This window comes from Micromonospora sp. MH99 (assembly GCF_021442385.1).
Lineage (GTDB): Bacteria > Actinomycetota > Actinomycetes > Mycobacteriales > Micromonosporaceae > Micromonospora.
This window is the reverse complement of the sequence record NZ_MUZA01000091.1, coordinates 1-20,042: the sequence shown is the minus strand read 5'-3', so window position 1 is coordinate 20,042 and position 20,042 is coordinate 1. Positions and strand designations below refer to the sequence as shown.

Genomic DNA, 20,042 nt, shown 5'->3' with positions numbered 1-20,042 from the left:
CCCCGGCGCCGGCCGGGCCGGTCGCTCGCCGGCTGGTCTGGCGGGGGTGCCGCCGCGCGGACCCTCCCCCACACCGCCCGCGCCGGCGGGAGTCGGCGTCGTTCCCCACTCGCCCGGAGCGGGCACGCCCGGCGGGCGGATCGGTCGGCGGCCACCACCGGCCTCCGACTCGCCCGGCTCCTTCGCGCCCGGCCAGGGCTTCGCCACCCGGGAGGCGAGCACGAACTCCTTGCGCAGCGGGTGACCCTCGAACTCCGGGGGCAGCAGCAGCGGTCGCAGCTCCCCGTGGCCGACGAAGTCGATGCCGAACATCTCGTGGGTCTCCCGCTCGTGCCAGGCGGCACCCGGGTAGACGTCGACCACCGAGGCCACCGAGGGCGCATCGCGGGGCACCCGGGTGCGCAGCAGCACGCCGTGCCGCAACCGCGTCGACCAGAGGTGCGCCACCACGTCGAAACCCTCGGCCAGCTCGTCGACGGCGGAGAGCCAGTCGAAGAAGTCGCAGGCCAGCTCGCTGTCATCGCGGGCGGCGCGGACCGCGGCCGACCAACTCGCCAGCGGTACGTCGACGGTGGCCCGGGCGAACCGCTGCCCGCCGGAGACCGACGGGGTCGCCTCGACCGGCGCGAGCAGCGCGACCAGCCGAGCGCCGACCTCTTCCTCAGTCATGCCGCTGATCCTAGGGCGTCGGCCCGGCGTCGACCCGGCCCGCGGTCCACGACCGACCGCCGGTGATCTGCCCGCTTTACCGGGCGGCGGGCCCGTCGGCGGGGAAAGATGAGGGCGTGCGCGCTGTCACTGTGAACCCCGGGGTCGCCAACTCGCTGAGCCTCGTCGAGGATCAGCCGGAACCGGCGCCGCAGGAGGGCGCGGTCCTGGTCGAGGCGCTTGCTGTGGGAATCTGCGGCACCGACCACGAGATCATCGCCGGGGAGTACGGCGAGGCGCCGCCGGGGGCGGACCGCCTGGTCATCGGGCACGAGTCGCTGGGCCGGGTGATCGAGGATGCGAGCGGCACCCTGCAAGCGGGCGACCTGGTGGCCGGCATCGTCCGGCATCCCGACCCGGTGCCCTGCCCCAACTGCGCGGTGGGCGAGTGGGACATGTGCCGCAACGGTCTGTACACCGAGCACGGCATCAAGGCGCTGCCCGGGTTCGCCCGGGACCGCTGGCGGATCGAGCCCCAGTTCGCGGTCCGCCTCGACCCGGTGCTGGCCCAGGTCGGCGTGCTGTTGGAGCCGACAAGCGTGGTGGCCAAGGCATGGGACCACATCGAGCGGATCGGCCACCGGGCCGAGTGGCAGCCACAGACCGTCCTGGTGACCGGCGCCGGGCCGATCGGGCTGCTGGCCGCGCTGCTCGGCACCCAACGCGGGCTCACCGTCCACGTGCTGGACCGGGCCACCGACGGACCCAAGCCGGAGCTGGTCGCCGGGCTCGGCGCCACCTACCACGCGGTGCCGGTCAACGACCTGCCCTTCGAGCCGGACGTGGTGATCGAGTGCACCGGCGCACCCACTGTCGTCCTCGACGTCATGTGCAAGGCGGCGCCGACCGGCATCGTCTGCCTGGCCGGGGTGTCCAGCGGCGGCCGGAGCATCGACTTCGACGCCGGGGCGCTCAACCGGGCGCTGGTGCTGGAGAACAACGTGGTGTTCGGCTCGGTGAACGCCAACCGGCGGCACTGGACCATGGCGGCGCAGGCACTCGCCCGCGCCGACCAGGTCTGGCTCTCCTCGCTGATCACCCGACGGGTCCCGGTGAACAGGTACGCCGACGCGTACACCCCCGGCCCGGACGACATCAAGGTCGTCCTGGAGTTCGCGTCCTGAGCGACGCACCGCTCCGTCAGATGCCCGGCAGCCGCCCGTTGCGGAACAGGTCCACGAAGAGCTGGTGATCCTGGCGGGCGCGCACCCCGTACGCGTGCGCGAAGTCCACCAGGTGGGTGACGAAGCCCGTCGCGTCGGTGTCCACGGCGGCGACGATCGCCTCCTCGGTGGAGTAGTCCACCAGGTCGTGACTGGACTCGTCGTCGGCGACCGAGTGCATCCGGGCCACCGCCCGGCCAAGGTCGGCCAACACCCCGGTCAGCTCGTCCGGCTCGTTGACGTCGGACCAGTCCAGGTCGGCCGCGTACGGGGAGACCTCGGCGACGAGCTGCCCGGCACCGTCCAGCTCGGTGAAGCCCAGCCACGGGTCGGCGTGCGCCTGCAACGCCCGCTGCGACTCGGCGGTCCGGTGGCCCTGGTGCTGGAAGTAGCCGGCCACCGACTCGTCGGTCGAGTAGCGGGCCACCGCCGGGACCTGCGCCTGCTTCATGTAGATCACGACGTCGTTCTCCAACGCCTGCGTGTGCCCCTCCAGGAGCAGGTTGTACGACGGCAGGCCGGCCGAACCGATGCCCACCCCCTTGCGCAGCACCACGTCCTTGATCCGCGTCGCCACCGGGCGCAGCCGGGCCGAGGCGGCGGGCAGGGTGCCCAGGTACTCCTCGAAGGCGGCGACAACCCGGTCCCGGGTCTCCCCGTCGACCTCGAAGACCCCGTCGCCGATGGAGAACCGCCGCTCGTAGTTGTCGACGGTGGTCTGCTCGGCGAGCAGGTCGACCCGCGTGTTGAGGCGGGCCTGCTGGAGCACCCGACGCAGCACGCCGTCGGCGTTCTCCAGGGTGATCGAGCCGATCGCGTCGTCCCCGCCGGCGGCGATCGCCCGCAGCTCGGTCAGGTAGGAGCGGGCGAAGCCGGCCACCAGCTCACCGATCACGGTGTCGGAGAGGGCCTTGCTGTAGCCGAGCAGCGCGACGCTGGCCGCGAACCGGCGCAGGTCCCAGGTGAACGGCCCGACGTACGCCTCGTCGAAGTCGTTGACGTTGAACACCAGCTGCCCGGAGGCGTTCATGTAGGTGCCGAAGTTCTCCGCGTGCAGGTCGCCGTGGATCCACACCCGGCCGGTCCGCTCGTCGAGGAAACTGTCGTCGGCGAAGTCACCACGCTGATCGGCGTAGAACAACGCGGCGCTGCCCCGGTAGAAGGCGAACGGCGACGCGGCCATCTTGCGGAACTTACGGCGGAAGGCGGCCGGGTCGATCGCCATCGACGCGCCGAACTCCTCGGTGAGCACGTCGACGATGTGGGCGGACCGCCGGTTTACGGAATTGCTCATGATGCGCAGGCTAGCCGGGCCCGGCCAGCCCGCCGTCAGTTCGTGGCAGGTGGGCGCACCGGTGGGGCGGTGAGGGAGTCGACGGAGCGTGGCGCGGCGGCCTCAAGGGGCGGGACGTCCAGCGGCGCGGCCAGCACGTCCCGCTGGGGCACTCCGCCGATGCCGGACTGCTCGGCGGCGATCTTCTCCTGCAGGCGCAGGATGCCGTGCAGGAGCGCCTCCGGGCGGGGCGGGCAGCCGGGCACGTAGACGTCGACGGGGATCAGCTGGTCGACGCCCTTGGTCACCGAGTACGAGTCCCAGTAGGGGCCGCCGCAGTTGGAGCACGCACCGAACGAGATGACGTACTTCGGCTCGGGCATCTGGTCGTAGAGCCGCTTGATGGCCGGGGCCATCTTGTCGGTCACGGTGCCGGAGACCACCATGAGGTCGGCCTGCCGGGGGCCGTGGGCGAACGGGATCACGCCCAGCCGGATGAAGTCGTGCCGACCCATGCTGGTGGCGATGAACTCGATCGCGCAGCAGGCCAGGCCGAAGTTGAACACCCAGAGCGAGTAGCGGCGCCCCCAGTTCAGCACGAACCGGATCGGCTCACCGAGCACTGCCGGTAGCTGCACGGACGTCCCCTCTCCTCATCCCACAGTGAATCACAGCCGCCTGTCACGGACCGGACAGGCAACCCGACCGGTTCGACCGCAACCGGTGGGCGCAGCCGAGTGTGTGACCGGTGCTGGCGAACACACCGCCTGCGGCCACCACGGGGAGGACGAGTGCTTGTGACGAGAGAAGTACGGGTGGGCGGACCGCCTCCCGACCCGCCGGGAAGCCCCGTCCCCGCGACCGCCGAACTGGCGTTCGACGACTTCTACCACGCCCACTTCCGATCGCTTGTGGTGCAGCTCACGGCGTACACCGGTGATCGTGGGCAGGCGCAGGACCTGGTTCAGGAGGCTTTCTGTCGGGCGTACACCCACTGGAGCCGACTCGCCCGGTACGACGATCCGCTGGCCTGGGTGCGCCGGGTCGCCTGGAACCTCGGCCACAACCGCTGGAGGCGGTTGCGGACCGCGCAGGCCTGGCTGCTGCGGCAGCGCGAGACACACGTCGCCGAGCCGAGCCCCGACCGAGTCGCCCTCGACACCGCGCTGGCCAAGCTGCCACCGAAGCAGCGACGGGCTGTCGTGCTGCACTACCTCGCCGACCTGACGGTCGCCGAGATCGCCGCCCAGGAACGGGTCGCCGAGGGGACCGTCAAGTCATGGCTGCACCGGGGCCGGGCGGCCCTCGCGACGCACCTACGCGACACCACCGAGGGGGTGCGAGATGTCTGAGCAGGAGATCCTCGGCCTCGCCGAAGAGTTCGCCACCTATCGCCGTACCGCGCTGGCGGAGGTCGAGGTGCCCGGGCCCGCCGCCGTGCGGCGGACGGCTCGGGGACGCGGCCGTCGTTGGCTGGCCGCCACCACCGCGACGGTGCTCGCGCTGTTCGGCGGGGCCGCCGTCGGGTACGCGGCGATGAGTGGCCCGGATCGCGAGCCGGGCCCGGTCGACCCCACGCCGACCATCTCCGCGGCGCCCACCCCGAGCGGCACGGCGAGCCAGACCCCCAGCCCGTCCGCCACGAGTGGCAGCCCGCCCTCCACCGCCCCGAGCGCGAAGATCAGCCGTGCTCAACTGCTCGGCGCGGCGGTGACCTTGCCCGCGTGGCGAGCCGGGCGGGGATGCCTCACGTCGGGCATCCGGCTCAGCGGTGACGACCCTGAGGGCGCCAACTGGCTGCTGGCGTTCGACCAGGGGGACGTCGACGGGGACGGCGCGGTGGAGGCGGTGGCGCTGGTGCAGTGCGTGCTCGGCAGCGGCGGGCCCATGCAGGTAGTCGCCTTCGACCGCGACCAGCAGGGCAAGATCGTCACACTGGGCCGGGTGGTCGCGACGACCATCGACAAGCCGCAGTGGTTGTTCGCCCTCGACGTGGTGGACGACGGCACCGTGCGGGTGCAGGTCGGCGACATCGCACCCGGTGGTGGCTGGCCCGGTGAATGGTCACAGCGACAGTGGCGGGGCTACCGCCTCAAGGGCGGGTCGTTCGCGCAGATCTCCGGGCCGACGAGCTTCGGGCCGAACCCGCACGACGTCAACCTCGTCGTCAGCGCTACGAACCTCGTGCTGGCCGACGCGCCGGACGGCTCCCGTACCGGCACGATCACCGTGCGCATCCGCAACGGGGCCGACGGACCTGCGGCCTACGTGGCGCTGCGGCTCGGTCTGCCGGCGGCGGTCCGCCCGGACGGGGACGGTTGGGCGGCCTGCCGCAACGACCCGGAGAAGACCCGGGAGCCCTTGACCTGCGACCTGAACCAGCTCGGGGGCGGCAAGGAGGTCCGCCTCACGCTGGGCTTCCGGGTCGCCGCCGGCACCACTGTCGGCACGGGGAAGGCCGACGTGGACGCACGCCCGATGGATGCGAGCTTCGACTTCGTGCAGGAGGTCTACGACCCGGACAACACTGCGGTGATCACCTACCGCTGACCCGGTCCGACCGGGATGGGACACGGCCGCGCTCACCGAGCGCGGCCGTGTCGGCATGCGACTGTCGCGTCGCTCGTGCCGACTGTCGGATTAGCGGCCCCGCGGGGCGCAACCAGATCGACAGCGGTGGAGTGTTACCGGCGCCAGGGCACCGGCCCCGGCGCCAACGGGGAGGGGCAGTGACAGCAACGATGGGAGCCCGCGCCAACGAACCGCCGGCGGCGTTGACGGCCGCAGGGGTGAACGCGGTCGTGATCAGCTTCGACGACTTCTACCACGCGCACTTCCGCAGCGTGACTGCCCAACTCTGCGCGTACACGGGGGATCTGGGCCACGCTCAGGATCTCGCCCAGGAGGCGTTCTGCCGGGCGCTGGCGCGCTGGGACCGTCTGGTCCGGTACGACGATCCGGTGGCCTGGGTTCGCCGGGTCGCCTGGAACCTGGCCCGCAGCCGTTGGCGTCGGCTGCGCACGGCCCGCAATCACCTTCTGCGGCAGCGGCGCACCGAGGCCGAGGTGGACGGCCCGACACCGGACCGGGTGGCCATCGACGCGGCGCTCGCACAACTGCCCGCCAACCACAGGCGGGCCGTCATCCTGCACTACCTGGCCGACCTGTCGGTCAACCAGATCGCTCTTCAGGAAGGGGTGGCGGAGGGAACCGTCAAGTCCTGGCTGCACCGCGGCCGGACCGCCCTTGCCGGACTGCTCGACGAGAACACCGAGGGGGTGTCCAATGTCTGATCTCGAACCGCGGCTGCGCGAGCGGTTCACCGCGTACCGCGTCGATGTCACCACCCGGGCCGTCGGCCCCGGTCCCGACCAGGCGCGACGCACCCTGCATCGGCGCCGGCGGACGAGGGCCGTGGCCGTCGCCGCGGCGGCTGTCGTCCTGGTGCTGGCACCGGTCGTCGCCAACGCCGCGCTGAAGGGCGACCGGACGCCGCCGGTCCCGGCCCAGTCCGTCGACCCGACGGTGCCGCCGACGACGGCACCGCCGCCGCCCACACCGTCGGTCAGCCAGTCGCCGACTTCCACGCCCACTGCCGACCCGGAGGCCCCGGACGGCCGGATCAGCCGGAGCCAGCTGCTCGCCGCCCGCCTGGACCTGCCGGCGTGGCCGCCGGCCCTGCCGTCGACCTGCACCACGTCGAACGTGCGGCTGGCGACCAGCGCGAACAAGAACTTCGTTCCGCTGCTGAGCGACCTGGAGGTGGGCCACGCCGACCTGGACGGGGACGGCGCCGAGGAGACGGTCGCCGTCGTCTCCTGCCGGTACGGCGAGGCGTCGGCGAAGCAGGTGGTCGCCTTCGACAGGGACGACAGTGGGCGGATCGTGACGCTCGGGAGAGTCGTGCGGACCACCGACGGTGTCGAGGACATTCGCGGCCTGGAGGTCACCGCGGCAGGCGCGGTCCAGGTGCGGGTGGCCGACCTCCAACCGTGTTGCGACACCCCGAGCTACTGGCCGCAGGAACAGCTGCGCACCTACCGGTTCAAGGGGGGCCGGTTCACCCAGACCGACGGTCCCACCAAGTTCGGCAAGGATCCGCGGCTCACCGACCTGCGGTTGTCAATGACCCACACGCTTGTCGACGCGCCGGGTGGCCGCAAGCTGACCACGGTCTTCACAGTGAAGAACGCGGGGCCTGTCGATGCGGCGCAGGTCGAGCTGCGCGGCTTCAACCTGGGTGAGCCGACGGGTGGCGACTGGTCCAGGTGCGACCCGAAGGTGGCGGCAGCTAACGACAACAACTCGTGCCTGCTGCCGGGGGTGCCGGCCGGTGAGTCGCGGCGCTACACCTTCGTGCACCTGGTGCCCGACCGTTCGGGCGCCGACGCGATGACGCGCGCCTTCCATGTCACGCACTTCGACGCCCAGGACCGAGAGTGGCGCGATCTCGCCGACAAGGACAACCAGGTGCAACTCCCCGGCGCGCTCTGAGCCGGACGTCGGTGCCCCACCCCGGTCGGGGTGAGGCACCGGCGTTCAGTCGTCCGAACCCCAGGTGGGGCGTTGCAGCAGACCGACGAACTCGACCAGGAGCCGTTCGCGCAACGCAGGCGGGGCGGCGTCGAGCAGCGTGTTCACCAGCGCCATCCGCTCCGGCAGGGGTCCCGCGCCCGCGTCCGCGCCGAGCCCCAGCCCGGCGGCCAGGCCGACCACGACCTCCGGGGTCAGCGCCTCGGGGGTGAGGGCGCCGACCAGCGACGCCAACTCGGCGGGCAACCGCACCGGGCCGGCCGCGTGGGCCGCCACCACGGCGGCGGCGAGATCCGGGCCGAACTCGGCCACCCGGGGCGCGACCGAGGCGGTCACCGTGAGGTGCACGCTGGCCGGCAGACCGGCGTACGACAGCTGAGGTTGGGTGTGCCAGCCGCGCGCGGTCAGCTCGTCGACCAGGACGAACAGGTCGGGGCCGTCGCCGGTGGCGGTGAAGCAGACAACCGTCGACTCCGGCTCGGCCATCAGCCGCAGACCGTCGACGGCGCGGACCGCGTCGGCCAGGGCGGCGACCGCGTCCCGGGTCACGGCGGCCAGCCGCAGGTAGCCGGCGTCGCCGAGGTGCCGCAGGGTGGCGTACGCGGCGGCGATCGGCCCGCCCGACCGGGTGGACGCGATCACCGGGTTGATCATCGTGTAGCCGGGCCAGTCGGCGTACGCGAAGTACTGCGGCGCACGGAGAGCGGCGTCGCGGTGCAGCAGCACCGACACGCCCTTCGGCGCGTACGCGTACTTGTGCAGGTCCACCGAGATGGAGGTGACCCCGGGCACCGTGAAGTCGAACGCCGGCACCGGTTCGCCGAGGCGACGCAGGTACGGCAGGGTCCAGCCGCCGAAGCAGGCGTCGACGTGACAGCGCACCCCGGCCTCGGCGGCCACGGCGGCGATCTCGGCCACCGGGTCCACCACACCGTGCGCGTACGAGGGTGCCGAGCAGGCGACAAGCACCGTCTCGGGCCCGATCGCGGCGGCCATCGCGGCCGGCTCGGGGCGCAGAGTGTCAAGCGAGACCGGCACCACGTCCAGCGCCACCCGCAGGTAGTGCGCGGCCTTGGCGAACGCGGCGTGCGCGCTCGCCGGCACCACGATCCGGGGTGCGGTGATCTCCGGGTGGGCGTCCCGAGCCGCCTTGACGGCGAGGATCAGCGACTCGGTGCCCCCGCTGGTGACGCTGCCGACCACGTCGGGCGCGGTCGTGCCCGGCCCGCCACCGAGCACCCGGCCGGCAGCGCCGACGAGCGCGTTCTCCATGGCCAGCAGGGACGGGAACGCGGTCGGGTCGAGCCCGTTGACGTGCGCGCTCTCCCGGTGCGCGGCGGCGGCGAGGTCGTCGAGCCCCGGCACCGCCGGGTCGTACACGTACGCGAACAGCCGCCCCCCGTGCGTCGGCCGATCAGCAGCGCGCAGCCGTCGAACCTCCGCCAGCGCGACATCCGCGGCCACCCCGTCGGACGACAGCGCCCCGCCCGAGACCCTGCTCTCGTCGATCATGGAATCGTGGTGCCTTTCTTGTCATCGTTCACCGCTTTCATCCCCCACCACAACTCCATGATCGACGCGTCCGTGGGGCGTGACCGCGGCGAGGACCGTCGCGGTCAGGTTGTAACGGCGCAGCAGGAGGAGGGGCGGGGCTATCAGGAGGGCTGGCAGGACTGTGAAGCCGAGCAGAACACCGAGCCTCGCGGTGTCGGACTGGGTCGCCGCCGTACCGGTGTCCGAGGAGACGTAGCCGGAGAGCTGGAGCACCAGCCCGTACACCCCGGGGCCGAGGGCCAGGCCGAGGGTCTCCCCGGCGGTCCACAGGCCGGTGAAGACGCCAGCCTGCCGACGGCCGGTGCGCGCCGTGTCGTACGCGATGCAGTCCGGGAGCATGGCCAGCGCGAACACCTGCTGCCCGGCGTACCCGACGCCGAGGACCGCGACCACCAGGTAGACGACGACCGGGGGCAGCAGCGGGGCGGCGACCAGGGCGAGCGCGCCGGCGGCGAGGATCAGCCCGGCGGCGACCAGGGCGGCCCGCTTGCCCAACCGGGCGCCGACGCGGGACCAGAGCGGCATCACCAGCAGCGCCGGCCCGACGAAGCAGGCGAAGAGGAGTGTCGGTCCGGTCTGCTCGTCGCGCAGGATCTGCCCGGCGAAGTAGTTGACCCCGGCGAGGATGGTCGCCACCCCGGCGGACTGCACCACGAAGCAGACCAGCAACGCCCGGAACGGTCGGTTGGCGGCGGCCACGGCGAGCTGGGCGCGCAGTGTCGGCTCGCTGGCGCCGGCCACACCACGGGGCGCGGACCGGGTGCCGAGGAACGCGCCGAGGGCGCCGACGACGATGAGCGCCGCCACGAACAGGCCCATCCAGCGGTGCCCGGGCACACCGTCGCCGCCGGCCCGCACGACCAGCGGTGCCACCGCGCCGGAGACCAGGATGGTCAGCGCCAGCACGGCGATCCGCCAGGTCATCAGCCGCGTGCGCTCGGCGTAGTCGTCGGTCATCTCGGCGGGCATCGCCACGTACGGCACCTGGAAAAAGGCGAACGCGGTCGCCGTGGCGAGGAACGCGAGCGCCACGTACGCCGCGGCGGCCGGCCCGTTGCCGAACGGCGCGGCGAAGATAGCCGCGAAGAGCACGGCGAGCGCGAGACCGGCGACGAGCAGGTACGGCCGGCGTGCGCCCCAGCGCGAGCGGGTGCGGTCGGAGATCCGCCCGGCGACCGGGTTGACCAGCACGTCCCACGCCTTGGGGAGTAGGACCAGCAGGGCGGCGAGCCCGGCGGCCACGCCGAGCGTGTCGGTCAGGTACGGCAGCAGCAGCAGACCGGGCACTGTGCCGAACGCGCCGGTGGCCAGCGAGCCGAGCGCGTATCCGGCGTGCACCGGGCGGGGCAGCGGACCCGCCGCTACGGAAGGGCCGGCGGCGAATTGGCCGACAGCGGGCGGGCCGGCGACACCCGGCGGCTGGCTCATGGGGCCGAATGTTACTCACGTTATGGCGCGCGTCACATCCCCTCCTCCGGCGACCAGCCCGCCGCCGCGATGTCCACGCCCTCGCCGCGCAACGGCGCCCCCTCGGCCCGCAGCCGGGCCCGCGCCTCCCGCTCGTGCCCCGGCGGCAGCCGCCCGGACGAGGTCACCACCCGGTGCCAGGGCACCGAGCCGCCGTGCCGGGCCATGATGGAGCCCACCAGTCGCGCGGAGGCACGACCCGAGCGCTCGGCCAGGGCGTCGGCGACCGCCCCGTACGACATCACCCGACCCTCCGGGATCCGCTCCACGAGGTCCAGCACCGCCTCGACGTACTCGTCAGGAGTCACAATCGGCCACCATATGGGAACGCCGCCGGGCGACGCGGGCGTGACCACGCAGAATGGGCGGGTGCGCGACGCAGTCACGGCCGCCCGACGGGTCGTCGTCAAGATCGGATCCTCCTCGTTGACCACCGCCACCGGCGGCCTGGCCGACGAGCGGGTCGACGCGCTGGTCGACACCCTGGGCCGACTCACCGCCGAGGGACGCGAGGTCGTGCTGGTCTCCTCGGGCGCGATCGCCGCCGGCCTCGCCCCGCTCGGGTTGACCCGACGTCCGCGCGACCTGGCCACCCAGCAGGCCGCCGCCAGCGTCGGCCAGGGCCTCCTGATCGGCCGGTACGCGGCCAGCTTCGCCCGGCACGGCCGCACCGTCGGGCAGGTGCTGCTCACCGTCGACGACGTGACCCGGCGGGCGCACTACCGCAACGCGTACCGCACGCTGCGCAAACTGCTCGACCTGCACGCGGTGCCGATCGTCAACGAGAACGACACGGTGGCCACCGAGGAGATCCGGTTCGGCGACAACGACCGGCTCGCCGCCCTGGTGGCCGCCCTCGTCCACGCCGACCTGCTGGTGCTCCTCTCCGACGTGGACGCGCTCTGGACTGGCGACCCGGCCCGCCCGCAGTCGACCCGCATCCCGGAGGTCCGCAGCGACGAGGACCTCGCCGGGATCACCATCGGCGGCGCCGGCCGGTCCGGGGTCGGCACCGGCGGCATGGTGACAAAGGTCGAGGCGGCCCGGATCGCCACCGGCTTCGGCATCCCCGTGGTGCTCACCGCCGCCGACCTGGCCGCGTCGGCGCTGGCCGGCGAGCCCGTCGGCACGCTGTTCCACCCGCAGCGGCAGCGCCCGACGGCCCGGCTGTTCTGGCTGGCCCACGCCACCTCGCCCCGAGGGCGGCTGCACCTGGACCCGGGCGCGGTGGCCGCCGTCGTCGGGCGGCGCAAGTCGCTGCTGCCCGCCGGCATCACCGCCGTGGACGGCACGTTCACCGCCGGCGACCCCGTGGACCTGGTCGACACCGCAGGCGCACCTGTCGCCCGCGGCCTGGTCAACTACGACGCGGTGGAGCTGCCCGGGCTGCTCGGTCGCTCCACCTCCGAACTCGCCGCGGCGCTCGGCCCGGCGTACGAACGGGAGGTCGTCCACCGTGACGACCTCGTGCTGCTGTAAGCCAACCGCCCAGCTGAGGAGTAGTCGATGAGTGAGCGCCAGCGAATGAATCATCAGCTCAGGGCGTCGGTGCCTCAGGATGGCACGGAGCGAAGCGGAGTGCCGGCATGAGCGTCGTCGAGCAGGCGCGACGGGCGCGGGACGCCGCCGCCGACCTGGCCGTGGCCACCCGTACGGTCAAGGACGCCGCGCTGGTCGCGATGGCGGACGCGCTGGTGGCACGTACGCCGGAGATCCTGACCGCGAACGAGACGGACCTGGCGGCCGGTCGCGAAGCCGGGCTGAGCGCGGCCGTGCTGGACCGGCTCGCCCTCGACGCGGGCCGGGTGGCAGGCATCGCCGACGCGCTGCGCCAGATGGCCGCGCTGCCCGACCCGGTCGGCGAGGTGGTCCGCGGTTCGACCCTGCCCAACGGGCTGGAGCTACGCCAGATCCGGGTGCCGTTCGGGGTGGTCGGCATCATCTACGAGGCACGCCCGAACGTGACAGTTGACGCCGCCGGGATCTGCCTCAAGTCCGGCAACGCGGCGCTGCTGCGCGGGTCGTCCTCGGCCGCGCACTCCAACGCCGCGCTGGTCGCGGTGCTGCGCGACGCGATCGCCGGGGCCGGCCTGCCGGCCGACGCGGTGCAGCTGCTCGACGCCAGCTCCCGCGACTCGGTCAAGGAGCTGATGCGCGCCCGAGGGCTCGTCGACGTGCTCATCCCGCGCGGCGGCGCGTCGCTGATCCGCACCGTGGTCGAGGAGTCGACGGTGCCGGTGATCGAGACCGGGGTGGGCAACTGCCACGTCTACGTCGACGCCGCCGCGGACGTGGCGAAGGCCGTGGCGGTGACGCTGAACGCCAAGACGCAGCGCCTGTCCACCTGCAACACCGCCGAGTCGCTGCTGGTGCACGCCGACGTGGCCGACGCGTTCCTGCCGCCGATGCTGGCCGCGTTCGCCGAGGCGGGAGTGACCGTGCACGGCTCCCCCGAGGTGGCCGCGCACTCGGCCGCAGTGGTCCCGGCGACCGAGGAGGACTTCGCCACCGAATACCTGTCGGCCGACATCTCGGTCGCCGTGGTCGAGTCGCTGGACGCTGCGGTGGCGCACATCCGCCGCTTCGGCACCGGGCACACCGAGGCGATCCTCACCGACTCGGCGAGCGCCGCCCGCGACTTCGTCGCCCGGGTCGACGCGGCGGCGGTCATGGTGAACGCCTCGACCCGGTTCACCGACGGGGGCGAGTTCGGGTTCGGCGCGGAGATCGGCATCTCGACGCAGAAGCTGCACGCAAGGGGTCCGATGGGTCTGCCCGAGCTGACCAGCACCAAGTACGTCGTCACCGGGGACGGGCACCTGCGCTAGGGCCTGTTTCAGCCAGGGCCGTGTCAGCCCGGCTGCGCGGTGGCTCCGGCCACTGCGGGCCGGGCGGCCCGGATCGCGGACAGCGTCGCGTGCACGTCGAACTGGTGACCGTCGTCGCTCTCCCAGCCACCGTCGCTGCGCTGCGTCTCGGCGAGCCGCCGCAGGGCCCGCACCATGATCCAGTCGCGCAGTTCGATGCCGACCCGGCGCAGCGTGGCCCCCAACCAGGCCACGTCGCCCGGCGACATCGTGGGCATCCGTTCGGCGAGCACCACCTGGATCCGCGCCGACTCCTGGAACATCTCCTGGCGGTGCAGCACGGCGGCACTCAGCCAGCCGGCGGCGAGGAACGACGGCCAACTCCCGTCCGGGCGCAACCGCGCGACGATCGACTGGGCCGCCGCCTGCACCACCCCGGCGTACGCCCCGCCGACCCGGTGATCGAGCGGACCCGAGGCGCGGGCGTCCAGACCGGCGACGGTCAGCCAGAAGCCGGCGTTGGCGGTGAGGAAGAGTTTGGCCTCCGGATCGCCGGGGCGGGCCCACTCGGGGGCCGAGCCGGTCAGCGACAGGTCCTCGTCCCAGCCGCCGTCCGCCTGCTGCCGGGACGCCAACCAGTCCAGCGCCCGGCGGGCGGCGGGACGGCCGAGCGCGCCCAGATCGTCCAGCTCGGCGAGCCGGAAACAGGTGGCGTCGACCGAGGCGACCTCGCCACCCCAGCTCGCCGGCCAGCCACCATCGGGCGACTGACCGACCTCGGCCACCTCCAACAGCTCCGGCGGCACCTGCGTGCCGTTGCGCAGCCAGGAGAGGCGGGCGCGTTCCACCGCGTCCCCATGCGCCACGACGAACCCGATCGCGGCTTCCAAGTCGACCACGGCGGAGACGCTACCTGCGCAGACACGATTCCGCCTCGGGGAATCGGCCAGCTGGAAATGGCTGCGTCGCTCCGGCCGCAGCGCCACACGGAGCCACTTGCGTCGATTTACCGTCGGCGGCGGCGTACGGCGCCACAGCGGGCCGGCGCCGGGGCGGCGCTGTGTGGCGTCGCCCCGGCGGGCCGGTCAGTACGCGGGCAGTGACGGGTCGATCTGCTTGATCCACGACAGCACGCCGCCCTGCACGTGGACGGCGTCGCGGAACCCGGCCGCCTTGAGCGCGGCGAGCGCCTCCGCCGAGCGGACGCCCGACTTGCAGTGCAGCACGATCTGCTTGTCCTGCGGGAGCTTCGCCAGCGCCTCGCCGGAGATGATGTCGCCCTTGGGGATCAGGGTCGCCCCCGGGATCCGCACGATCTCGTACTCGGCCGGCTCCCGCACGTCGACGAGGAAGATGTCCTTGCCTGCGTCCTGCCACTCCTTGAGCTCCAGGGCGGTGATGGTCGAGTCGAGCGTCGCCTCCTGGGCCTCCTCGGAGACCGCGCCGCAGAAGTCCTCGTAGTCTTCCAGCAGGTCGGTGACGGTCGGGTTCTCGCCGCAGAGCACGCAGTTCGGGTCCTTCCGGACCTTGATCTTGCGATACTCCATCTCCAGGGCGTCGTAGACCATCAGGCGGCCGACCAGCGGCTCGCCGATGCCGGTGAGCAGCTTGATGGCCTCGTTCACCTGGATCGAACCGATCGACGCGCAGAGCACGCCGAGCACGCCTCCCTCGGCGCAGGACGGGACCATGCCGGGCGGCGGCGGCTCCGGGTAGAGGCACCGGTAGCAGGGGCCGTGCTCGGCCCAGAACACCGACGCCTGGCCGTCGAAGCGGTAGATCGAGCCCCAGACGTACGGCTTGCCGAGCAGCACCGCCGCGTCGTTGACCATGTACCGGGTGGCGAAGTTGTCGGTGCCGTCGACGATCAGGTCGTACTGGGCGAAGATCTCGCGGACGTTCTCGCGGTCCAACGCGGTGTTGTGGATCTCCACGTTGACCAGCGGGTTGATCTCGCGGATCGACGCGGCGGCGGACTCGGCCTTGGACCGGCCGACGTCGGACACGCCGTGGATGACCTGGCGCTGGAGGTTGGACTCGTCGACGGTGTCGAAGTCGATGATGCCGAGGGTGCCGACCCCCGCCGCGGCGAGGTACAGCAGGGCGGGCGAGCCGAGGCCACCGGCGCCGACACAGAGCACCCGGGCGTTCTTCAGCCGCTTCTGCCCGGCCACCCCGACATCCGGGATGATCAGGTGGCGCGAGTAGCGGCGGATCTCGTCAACTGTCAGCTCGGCGGCGGGCTCGACGAGCGGGGGCAACGACACGGTGGACTCCCCGGGATCGGCGGTGTGAACCGCGCCATTGTTGCTCGCCCGGGCCGCACTCGGCCATGAGGGAGGACACGTGGCCCGCGATGCGGGAGGGGAATAACTCGCGCCGGTCGGTCAGGGGACCATGTCGCCGGCGTAGCGACGGCCGTCGAGGTAGGGCCAGGCGTTGGCCACGCAGCCCTTAAGCCCGTACGTCTGCTGCTGCATCACCGGGGCGGGCTCCCCCGGACCGGGGCATGCCTCGTGCTCCTCGCCGAACTCGTGGCCGACCTCGTGGTTGATGACGTACGTGCGGTATGTCTCCAGCGGGGCCCCGTAGTCGGGCACCGCCTCCTGCCAGCGGGCCAGGTTGATGATGACCTGACCGGGCAGCCGGCACGAGGTGTAGCGCTCGGTGGTCAACCCGCCCTCGGCGCACATCCGCTCGGACGTCACCGGGGTGGCGAGATAGATCGTGAAGTCGGCCTGGTCGACGTCGGCCACCCGCTGCACCCGCAGCTCGCGGGAGGCGATCCAGCTGCGCGGGTCGGCCAGCACCTCGTCCACCCGCGTGGCGAACGCGTCGGCGTCCTGGCCGCTGCCCCGTTCGACAACCACCCGGTAGCGGCGCAGCGGTCCGTCCGTACCGTGCACTGACGTCCCCCCGTCGGCGACGGTGAACCGTCCCGCGCCGACCGACGGGTAGGCGCTGGGCACCGGGTGGACCTCCCCGCCGCCCAGCCCCATCCCCTGGGTCGGGGCCGGCGGTACGTCGGCCGGCGGCTCGTCGCCCCGCGTCGCGGTCACACCGACGGCGGTGGCGGTGGCGGCCACGAGCAGGCCGAGCAGCAGGCTGCGGCGTCGGCGGCGGCGCATGCGCACGAGCGTGGGACGCGCGTCCTCGTACGCGGACCGGTCGGGCGGCTCGGGCGGGCCGTAAGGGGACGACGGCGTCATGACGTCCAGCCTGCCAGATTATTCGGGCAATTCTCCGCTTTTGGCTTCTATTGCCGCAATACGTCTTCTGGGGGTGGACCGGATGGGTCAGAGAGCCGGGCCGGCGTAACGCCGACCGTCGACGTACGGCCACGGGTTGACCCGGCACCCGTTGAGAAAGAGGGTCTGCTGCATCATCACCGGCGCCGGACGCCCCGCGCCCGGGCAACGCTCGTGCCGGTGCCCGAGCTGGTGACCCACCTCGTGGTTGACCACGTACGTCCGGTAGACCGCCAACGGCACGCCCGCCGACACGAAGTGCGGCACCGACAACCGCCACCGATCCAGGTTGATGATCACCTGGCCGGGCGCGCGGCAGGAGGTGTACGGCCGCCCACCGATCCGGATGTCAACGCCACCCTCGGAACACATCCGGCCCGCCGTGCGGGCGGTCGCCAGGTAGACGGTGAAGTCCCGGGGAGCGTCCCCCGGCACCTGCTGCAACCGCAGCCGGCCGCTGTCGACCCAGCTGCCCGGCCCGGCGAGCGCCACCTCGACGGCCTGCGCGAACGCGGCGATGTCCTCGTTGCTGCCCGACTCGACAGCCACCCGGTAGCGGCGCAGCTCGCCCGAGCGGCCCAGCACCGGGCCGGTGCGGTCGTCGTGGCCGAACCGGCCGGTGCCCGCGGTCGGCACCGCGCCGGGCATCCGCAGCACCGGCGACGGGCTCGGCGACGGACTCGGCGACGCGGCGGTTGCGGTTGCGGTCGGCGACGGATCGGTCGACGGCGGCAGCGGCCCGGCCACCAGCGGCGGCCCGATCTCGTCGGCGGTCAGCCGATCCGGCGGCACGCCCGGACCCTCGGCGACCACGGTCACCGCCGCGCCGACCGCCAGCACCATCGCCACCAACTGGGCGATCAGTGCGAGGCGACGGCGGCGGCGAGCGGACCTGAACATCCCGGTCAGCCTGCCAGATCGGACGGCCGAACGGCCTCCTCCGTTTCGGCGAGCAGGCCGACCACCGCCCGGGCGACCAGCCGGGGAACCTCCAGCTGCGCCACGTGACCGACGCCGTCGAGCATCAACAGGCGGCTGTCCGGAATGACCCGGGCGGTCTGGGGTGCGACGCGAACGTCGACCAGCCTGTCCTGCCGGCCGCCCACCACCAGCGTCGGCGCGCGCACCGCCCCGGCGAGCCGCCACAGCGAGCCCGCCCCCGGCAGGTACGCCCGCAGGAAAGAGGAGACCAGCCCCCGGAACGTCCGGACGTACGCAGCCGCGTAGTGCGCCGCCTCGTACCGCACCCGGATCTCCTCCAACGCCTCGGCCCGGCGCTGATCGCAGATCCGGCTGAGGTCGGCGACGCACGCCTGGAGCACCTGCTCGGCCATCACCTCGGGCGCGAGCTGGGTGAGATGCCGGGCGACCAACCGCTCACCGCCGGGAATGGCCAGCACCGGCAACATCCGGCCCTGCAACGACCGCCGGAAGTCCAGAAACGGCAACGCCGGAGAGATCAGGGTGAGGGTGCGCACCAGGTCCGGCCGAAGCCCCGCCACCTGGACCGAGACCGCGCCGCCCAGCGAGTTGCCGAACAGGTGCACCGGCCCCCGACCGGAGTGCTCGATCCACCGGATGACCAGGTCGGCGAAGGCCGAAATCGTGTAGCGCCGGCCCGGCTCGCTGCGGCCGAACCCGGGCAGGTCGATGGCCTGGCCGTCCAGCCGGTCGGCGAGCAGCCCGGCCAGGTCGGTCCAGTTCTGCGACGAGCCGCCCAGCCCGTGCACGTACAACGCCGGTTCCGCGTCGACGGTCGTCGCCGGAGTGTCCCGCACATAGGTGGCGACGCCGTCGAGGCGGACCTCCCGGCCCGGCCACGGCGGCGGTACACCCACCTCGGGGAGGAGATGGTCCGGCCAGAGGGAGGCGCGCTTCATCCTCCCAGTCTGCCTCGGACCACTCAGGACAGCAGCGCCTCCAGCCGACGGTTGACCGCCGCCAGCGTCGCCCGGACCACCGCCTGGCGCGGATCGCCGGCCACCAGCGCCGAACCGGCGAGCTGCTCGACCCAGCCCTCGCAGACCAGCAGCACCACCACCGTGGCCACCTCGCAGTTGCCGAACGGCACCACCGCCGCGTGCTCGACGAAACAGCGGCCACGCTCGGCGTTCTCGGCCCCGCGCAGCAACTCGTCGACTGCGGCGGCCGCGGCCACCGCGCAGAGACGCAGCACGTAACCGTCCACCGCCGGCCCGGTCGCGTACCCGGCCGCGCTGTCGTCGCCGGCCAGCAGCCGCACCTCCACGTTGGCGTCCAGACCGAAGGTGCTGACCTGCACGTGGTCGATGACCACGCGCGGCCCCGGCACGCCGCCGGTGTCCAGAGGCCGGGAGGGCGCCGACTCCGTCGTGGTCACCTGACCGCCGGAGTACGACGTACCGACCGTCGCCGGGCTGCCGGTGGCTCCGCCGGTGGGCGCGGCCGAGACCGATCCGGGTTCCTCGACTGTGGCGCGGCCCCGGTGCGGGGCGCCTGCCCGCCGTCGACGGGCGGCGTCCGGCCCGACCCACTGCTCCGGGCCCGTCGGCGTGGCCTCGGCCCGACCACCCGAGGACCGAGCGACCGAGGACGACTCGGCGGTACGGGGTTCCGCGCCGGTGTCGCGCGGCTCGGCGGGCCGTGCCTCGACAGATCGTGGTTCGACGGGACGCGGCTCGGCAGCTCGTCGATCGGTGGCGCGCGACTCGGCCGGCCGCGGCTCGGCTGCGCGACGGCGGACCGGCGGGGCTGGCGTGGTGGGCAGGCCGGGCACGTTCTGCGGGGCGGCAGCCAGCCCCATCCGTTCCTGGAGCAACCGGGCCACCTGTCGACTCACCTCGGCCGGATCGGCACCGTCGGCCAGGTCCAGTCGGAGGCTGTGCGCGCCGGCCGGCGTACGACGCAGGGCGGCGTCCCGAACGCCGGCCACCTCCCGCACCGCGTCCAGGATGGCGTTGACGTCGAACCCCTCGGGACGTTCCCGCAACGGAGCGGGCTCGTCGTCGCGGCGCAGGTGGGTGGCGATGCGAGCGAGTTCGGGGGTTTCGGCGGGTGGCTCCACGGCTGGCGGCTCCGGCACAACGGGCACGTCCGGTTCCGCGGGGACGCGCTGCGGCAGCACCGCCGACGTGTCGGGCCGTCGCCCGCCGTCGGCGGGCTCGACCGGCGACGCCGGGTCGGGGGCGGATCGGCGAGCGGCGTAGGGAGGGGCGGACGCGGGTGACGGCCGGTCGTGACGCCCGGGGCCGCCGGTGGCGGAGGCCGGACCGGCACCGGCCGAGGGCGGGGGGCCGGCGAGGGAAGGGCC

Annotated in this window: 18 protein-coding genes and 1 pseudogene; 7 read left to right on the top strand and 12 right to left on the bottom strand. The window is 73.1% G+C overall.

From position 1 onward, the window contains the following. A partial coding sequence (locus B0E54_RS29400) for an NADH-quinone oxidoreductase subunit C (protein WP_234590267.1) occupies positions 1-669 on the bottom strand: 669 nt, incomplete at its 3' end. A gap of 116 nt (positions 670-785) precedes the next feature. Between B0E54_RS29400 and B0E54_RS29395 the strand changes: the two genes are divergently transcribed. Then, positions 786-1,832 carry a glucose 1-dehydrogenase gene (locus B0E54_RS29395; RefSeq protein WP_234590264.1) on the top strand — a complete coding sequence of 349 codons (1,047 nt, stop codon included), beginning with the start codon at positions 786-788 and terminating at the stop codon, positions 1,830-1,832. Between the two features lie 16 nt (positions 1,833-1,848). On the opposite strand, the gene B0E54_RS29390 is transcribed toward B0E54_RS29395, so the two are convergent. Both B0E54_RS29390 and B0E54_RS29385 read right to left on the bottom strand, forming a co-directional pair. After that, positions 1,849-3,165, bottom strand: a complete 1,317-nt coding sequence (locus tag B0E54_RS29390) for a DUF2252 domain-containing protein (RefSeq protein ID WP_234590262.1) — start codon at positions 3,163-3,165, stop codon at positions 1,849-1,851. A gap of 35 nt (positions 3,166-3,200) precedes the next feature. Beyond that, positions 3,201-3,782 (bottom strand): NADH-quinone oxidoreductase subunit B, encoded by a 582-nt coding sequence (locus tag B0E54_RS29385; RefSeq protein ID WP_234590259.1) that lies wholly within the window; start codon positions 3,780-3,782, stop codon positions 3,201-3,203. Positions 3,783-3,959: 177 nt separating this feature from the next. Here B0E54_RS29385 and B0E54_RS29380 point away from each other — a divergent pair, with 177 nt between their 5' ends. The 4 genes from B0E54_RS29380 (at position 3,960) to B0E54_RS29365 (ending at position 7,638) form a co-directional block, all read left to right on the top strand. After that, positions 3,960-4,496, top strand: coding sequence for an RNA polymerase sigma factor (locus B0E54_RS29380; protein WP_234590257.1), 537 nt, complete (start codon positions 3,960-3,962; stop codon positions 4,494-4,496). Beyond that, positions 4,489-5,694, top strand: a complete 1,206-nt coding sequence (locus tag B0E54_RS29375) for a hypothetical protein (protein WP_234590255.1) — start codon at positions 4,489-4,491, stop codon at positions 5,692-5,694. The genes B0E54_RS29380 and B0E54_RS29375 overlap by 8 nt, the downstream gene beginning before the upstream one ends. A 179-nt stretch (positions 5,695-5,873) precedes the next feature. Beyond that, the gene (locus B0E54_RS29370; protein WP_234590253.1) at positions 5,874-6,437 is read left to right on the top strand and encodes a SigE family RNA polymerase sigma factor; all 564 of its coding nucleotides are present in this window, start codon (positions 5,874-5,876) and stop codon (positions 6,435-6,437) included. Beyond that, entirely contained in the window at positions 6,430-7,638 is a 1,209-nt protein-coding gene (locus B0E54_RS29365) for a hypothetical protein (RefSeq protein ID WP_234590251.1), read from the top strand. The genes B0E54_RS29370 and B0E54_RS29365 overlap by 8 nt, the downstream gene beginning before the upstream one ends. Before the next feature lie 45 nt (positions 7,639-7,683). On the opposite strand, the gene B0E54_RS29360 is transcribed toward B0E54_RS29365, so the two are convergent. Genes B0E54_RS29360 through B0E54_RS29350 form a run of 3 tightly spaced genes read right to left on the bottom strand, consistent with a single transcriptional unit; the run spans position 7,684 to position 11,006 of the window. Next, positions 7,684-9,189 (bottom strand): aminotransferase class V-fold PLP-dependent enzyme, encoded by a 1,506-nt coding sequence (locus B0E54_RS29360; protein ID WP_234590249.1) that lies wholly within the window; start codon positions 9,187-9,189, stop codon positions 7,684-7,686. 21 nt (positions 9,190-9,210) lie between these two features. Beyond that, on the bottom strand, positions 9,211-10,659 hold the full coding sequence (locus B0E54_RS29355) for an MFS transporter (protein WP_234590246.1): 1,449 nt from the start codon (positions 10,657-10,659) through the stop codon (positions 9,211-9,213). Positions 10,660-10,691: 32 nt separating this feature from the next. Then, positions 10,692-11,006 carry an MGMT family protein gene (locus B0E54_RS29350; protein WP_234590244.1) on the bottom strand — a complete coding sequence of 105 codons (315 nt, stop codon included), beginning with the start codon at positions 11,004-11,006 and terminating at the stop codon, positions 10,692-10,694. A 13-nt stretch (positions 11,007-11,019) separates the two neighbouring features. On the opposite strand from B0E54_RS29350, the gene proB reads away from it, so the two are divergent. After that, positions 11,020-12,177, top strand: a complete 1,158-nt coding sequence (gene proB, locus B0E54_RS29345; RefSeq protein WP_234590241.1) for a glutamate 5-kinase — start codon at positions 11,020-11,022, stop codon at positions 12,175-12,177. Between the two features lie 107 nt (positions 12,178-12,284). Continuing rightward, on the top strand, positions 12,285-13,526 hold the full coding sequence (locus B0E54_RS29340; RefSeq protein WP_234590239.1) for a glutamate-5-semialdehyde dehydrogenase: 1,242 nt from the start codon (positions 12,285-12,287) through the stop codon (positions 13,524-13,526). 23 nt (positions 13,527-13,549) lie between these two features. Here B0E54_RS29340 and B0E54_RS29335 read toward each other — a convergent pair whose 3' ends face one another. From B0E54_RS29335 to B0E54_RS29310, 6 genes and pseudogenes are all read right to left on the bottom strand, one after another. Further along, entirely contained in the window at positions 13,550-14,455 is a 906-nt protein-coding gene (locus tag B0E54_RS29335) for a prenyltransferase/squalene oxidase repeat-containing protein (protein ID WP_255787871.1), read from the bottom strand. Between the two features lie 135 nt (positions 14,456-14,590). After that, a complete protein-coding gene (gene moeZ, locus B0E54_RS29330; protein ID WP_234590235.1) occupies positions 14,591-15,772 on the bottom strand; it encodes an adenylyltransferase/sulfurtransferase MoeZ in 1,182 nt (393 codons plus the stop codon). A gap of 120 nt (positions 15,773-15,892) precedes the next feature. Next, positions 15,893-16,714 carry a DUF3152 domain-containing protein gene (locus tag B0E54_RS29325; protein WP_234590233.1) on the bottom strand — a complete coding sequence of 274 codons (822 nt, stop codon included), beginning with the start codon at positions 16,712-16,714 and terminating at the stop codon, positions 15,893-15,895. Between the two features lie 87 nt (positions 16,715-16,801). Further along, on the bottom strand, positions 16,802-17,653 hold the full coding sequence (locus B0E54_RS29320) for a DUF3152 domain-containing protein (protein ID WP_234590230.1): 852 nt from the start codon (positions 17,651-17,653) through the stop codon (positions 16,802-16,804). A gap of 5 nt (positions 17,654-17,658) precedes the next feature. Then, the gene (locus B0E54_RS29315) at positions 17,659-18,633 is read right to left on the bottom strand and encodes an alpha/beta fold hydrolase (protein WP_234590228.1); all 975 of its coding nucleotides are present in this window, start codon (positions 18,631-18,633) and stop codon (positions 17,659-17,661) included. Positions 18,634-18,656: 23 nt separating this feature from the next. Beyond that, positions 18,657-20,042: pseudogene (locus B0E54_RS29310) on the bottom strand (hypothetical protein); the annotation flags it as partial.

Coding starts and splice junctions, on each gene's coding strand:
- B0E54_RS29375 (WP_234590255.1), top strand. CDS start 4,489: ATGTCTGAGCAGGAGATCCTCGGCCTCGCCGAAGAGTTCGCCACCTAT.
- proB (WP_234590241.1), top strand. CDS start 11,020: ATGGGAACGCCGCCGGGCGACGCGGGCGTGACCACGCAGAATGGGCGG.
- B0E54_RS29390 (WP_234590262.1), bottom strand. CDS start 3,165: ATGAGCAATTCCGTAAACCGGCGGTCCGCCCACATCGTCGACGTGCTC.
- B0E54_RS29365 (WP_234590251.1), top strand. CDS start 6,430: ATGTCTGATCTCGAACCGCGGCTGCGCGAGCGGTTCACCGCGTACCGC.
- B0E54_RS29315 (WP_234590228.1), bottom strand. CDS start 18,633: ATGAAGCGCGCCTCCCTCTGGCCGGACCATCTCCTCCCCGAGGTGGGT.
- B0E54_RS29355 (WP_234590246.1), bottom strand. CDS start 10,659: ATGAGCCAGCCGCCGGGTGTCGCCGGCCCGCCCGCTGTCGGCCAATTC.
- B0E54_RS29325 (WP_234590233.1), bottom strand. CDS start 16,714: ATGACGCCGTCGTCCCCTTACGGCCCGCCCGAGCCGCCCGACCGGTCC.
- B0E54_RS29340 (WP_234590239.1), top strand. CDS start 12,285: ATGAGCGTCGTCGAGCAGGCGCGACGGGCGCGGGACGCCGCCGCCGAC.
- B0E54_RS29320 (WP_234590230.1), bottom strand. CDS start 17,653: ATGTTCAGGTCCGCTCGCCGCCGCCGTCGCCTCGCACTGATCGCCCAG.
- B0E54_RS29360 (WP_234590249.1), bottom strand. CDS start 9,189: ATGATCGACGAGAGCAGGGTCTCGGGCGGGGCGCTGTCGTCCGACGGG.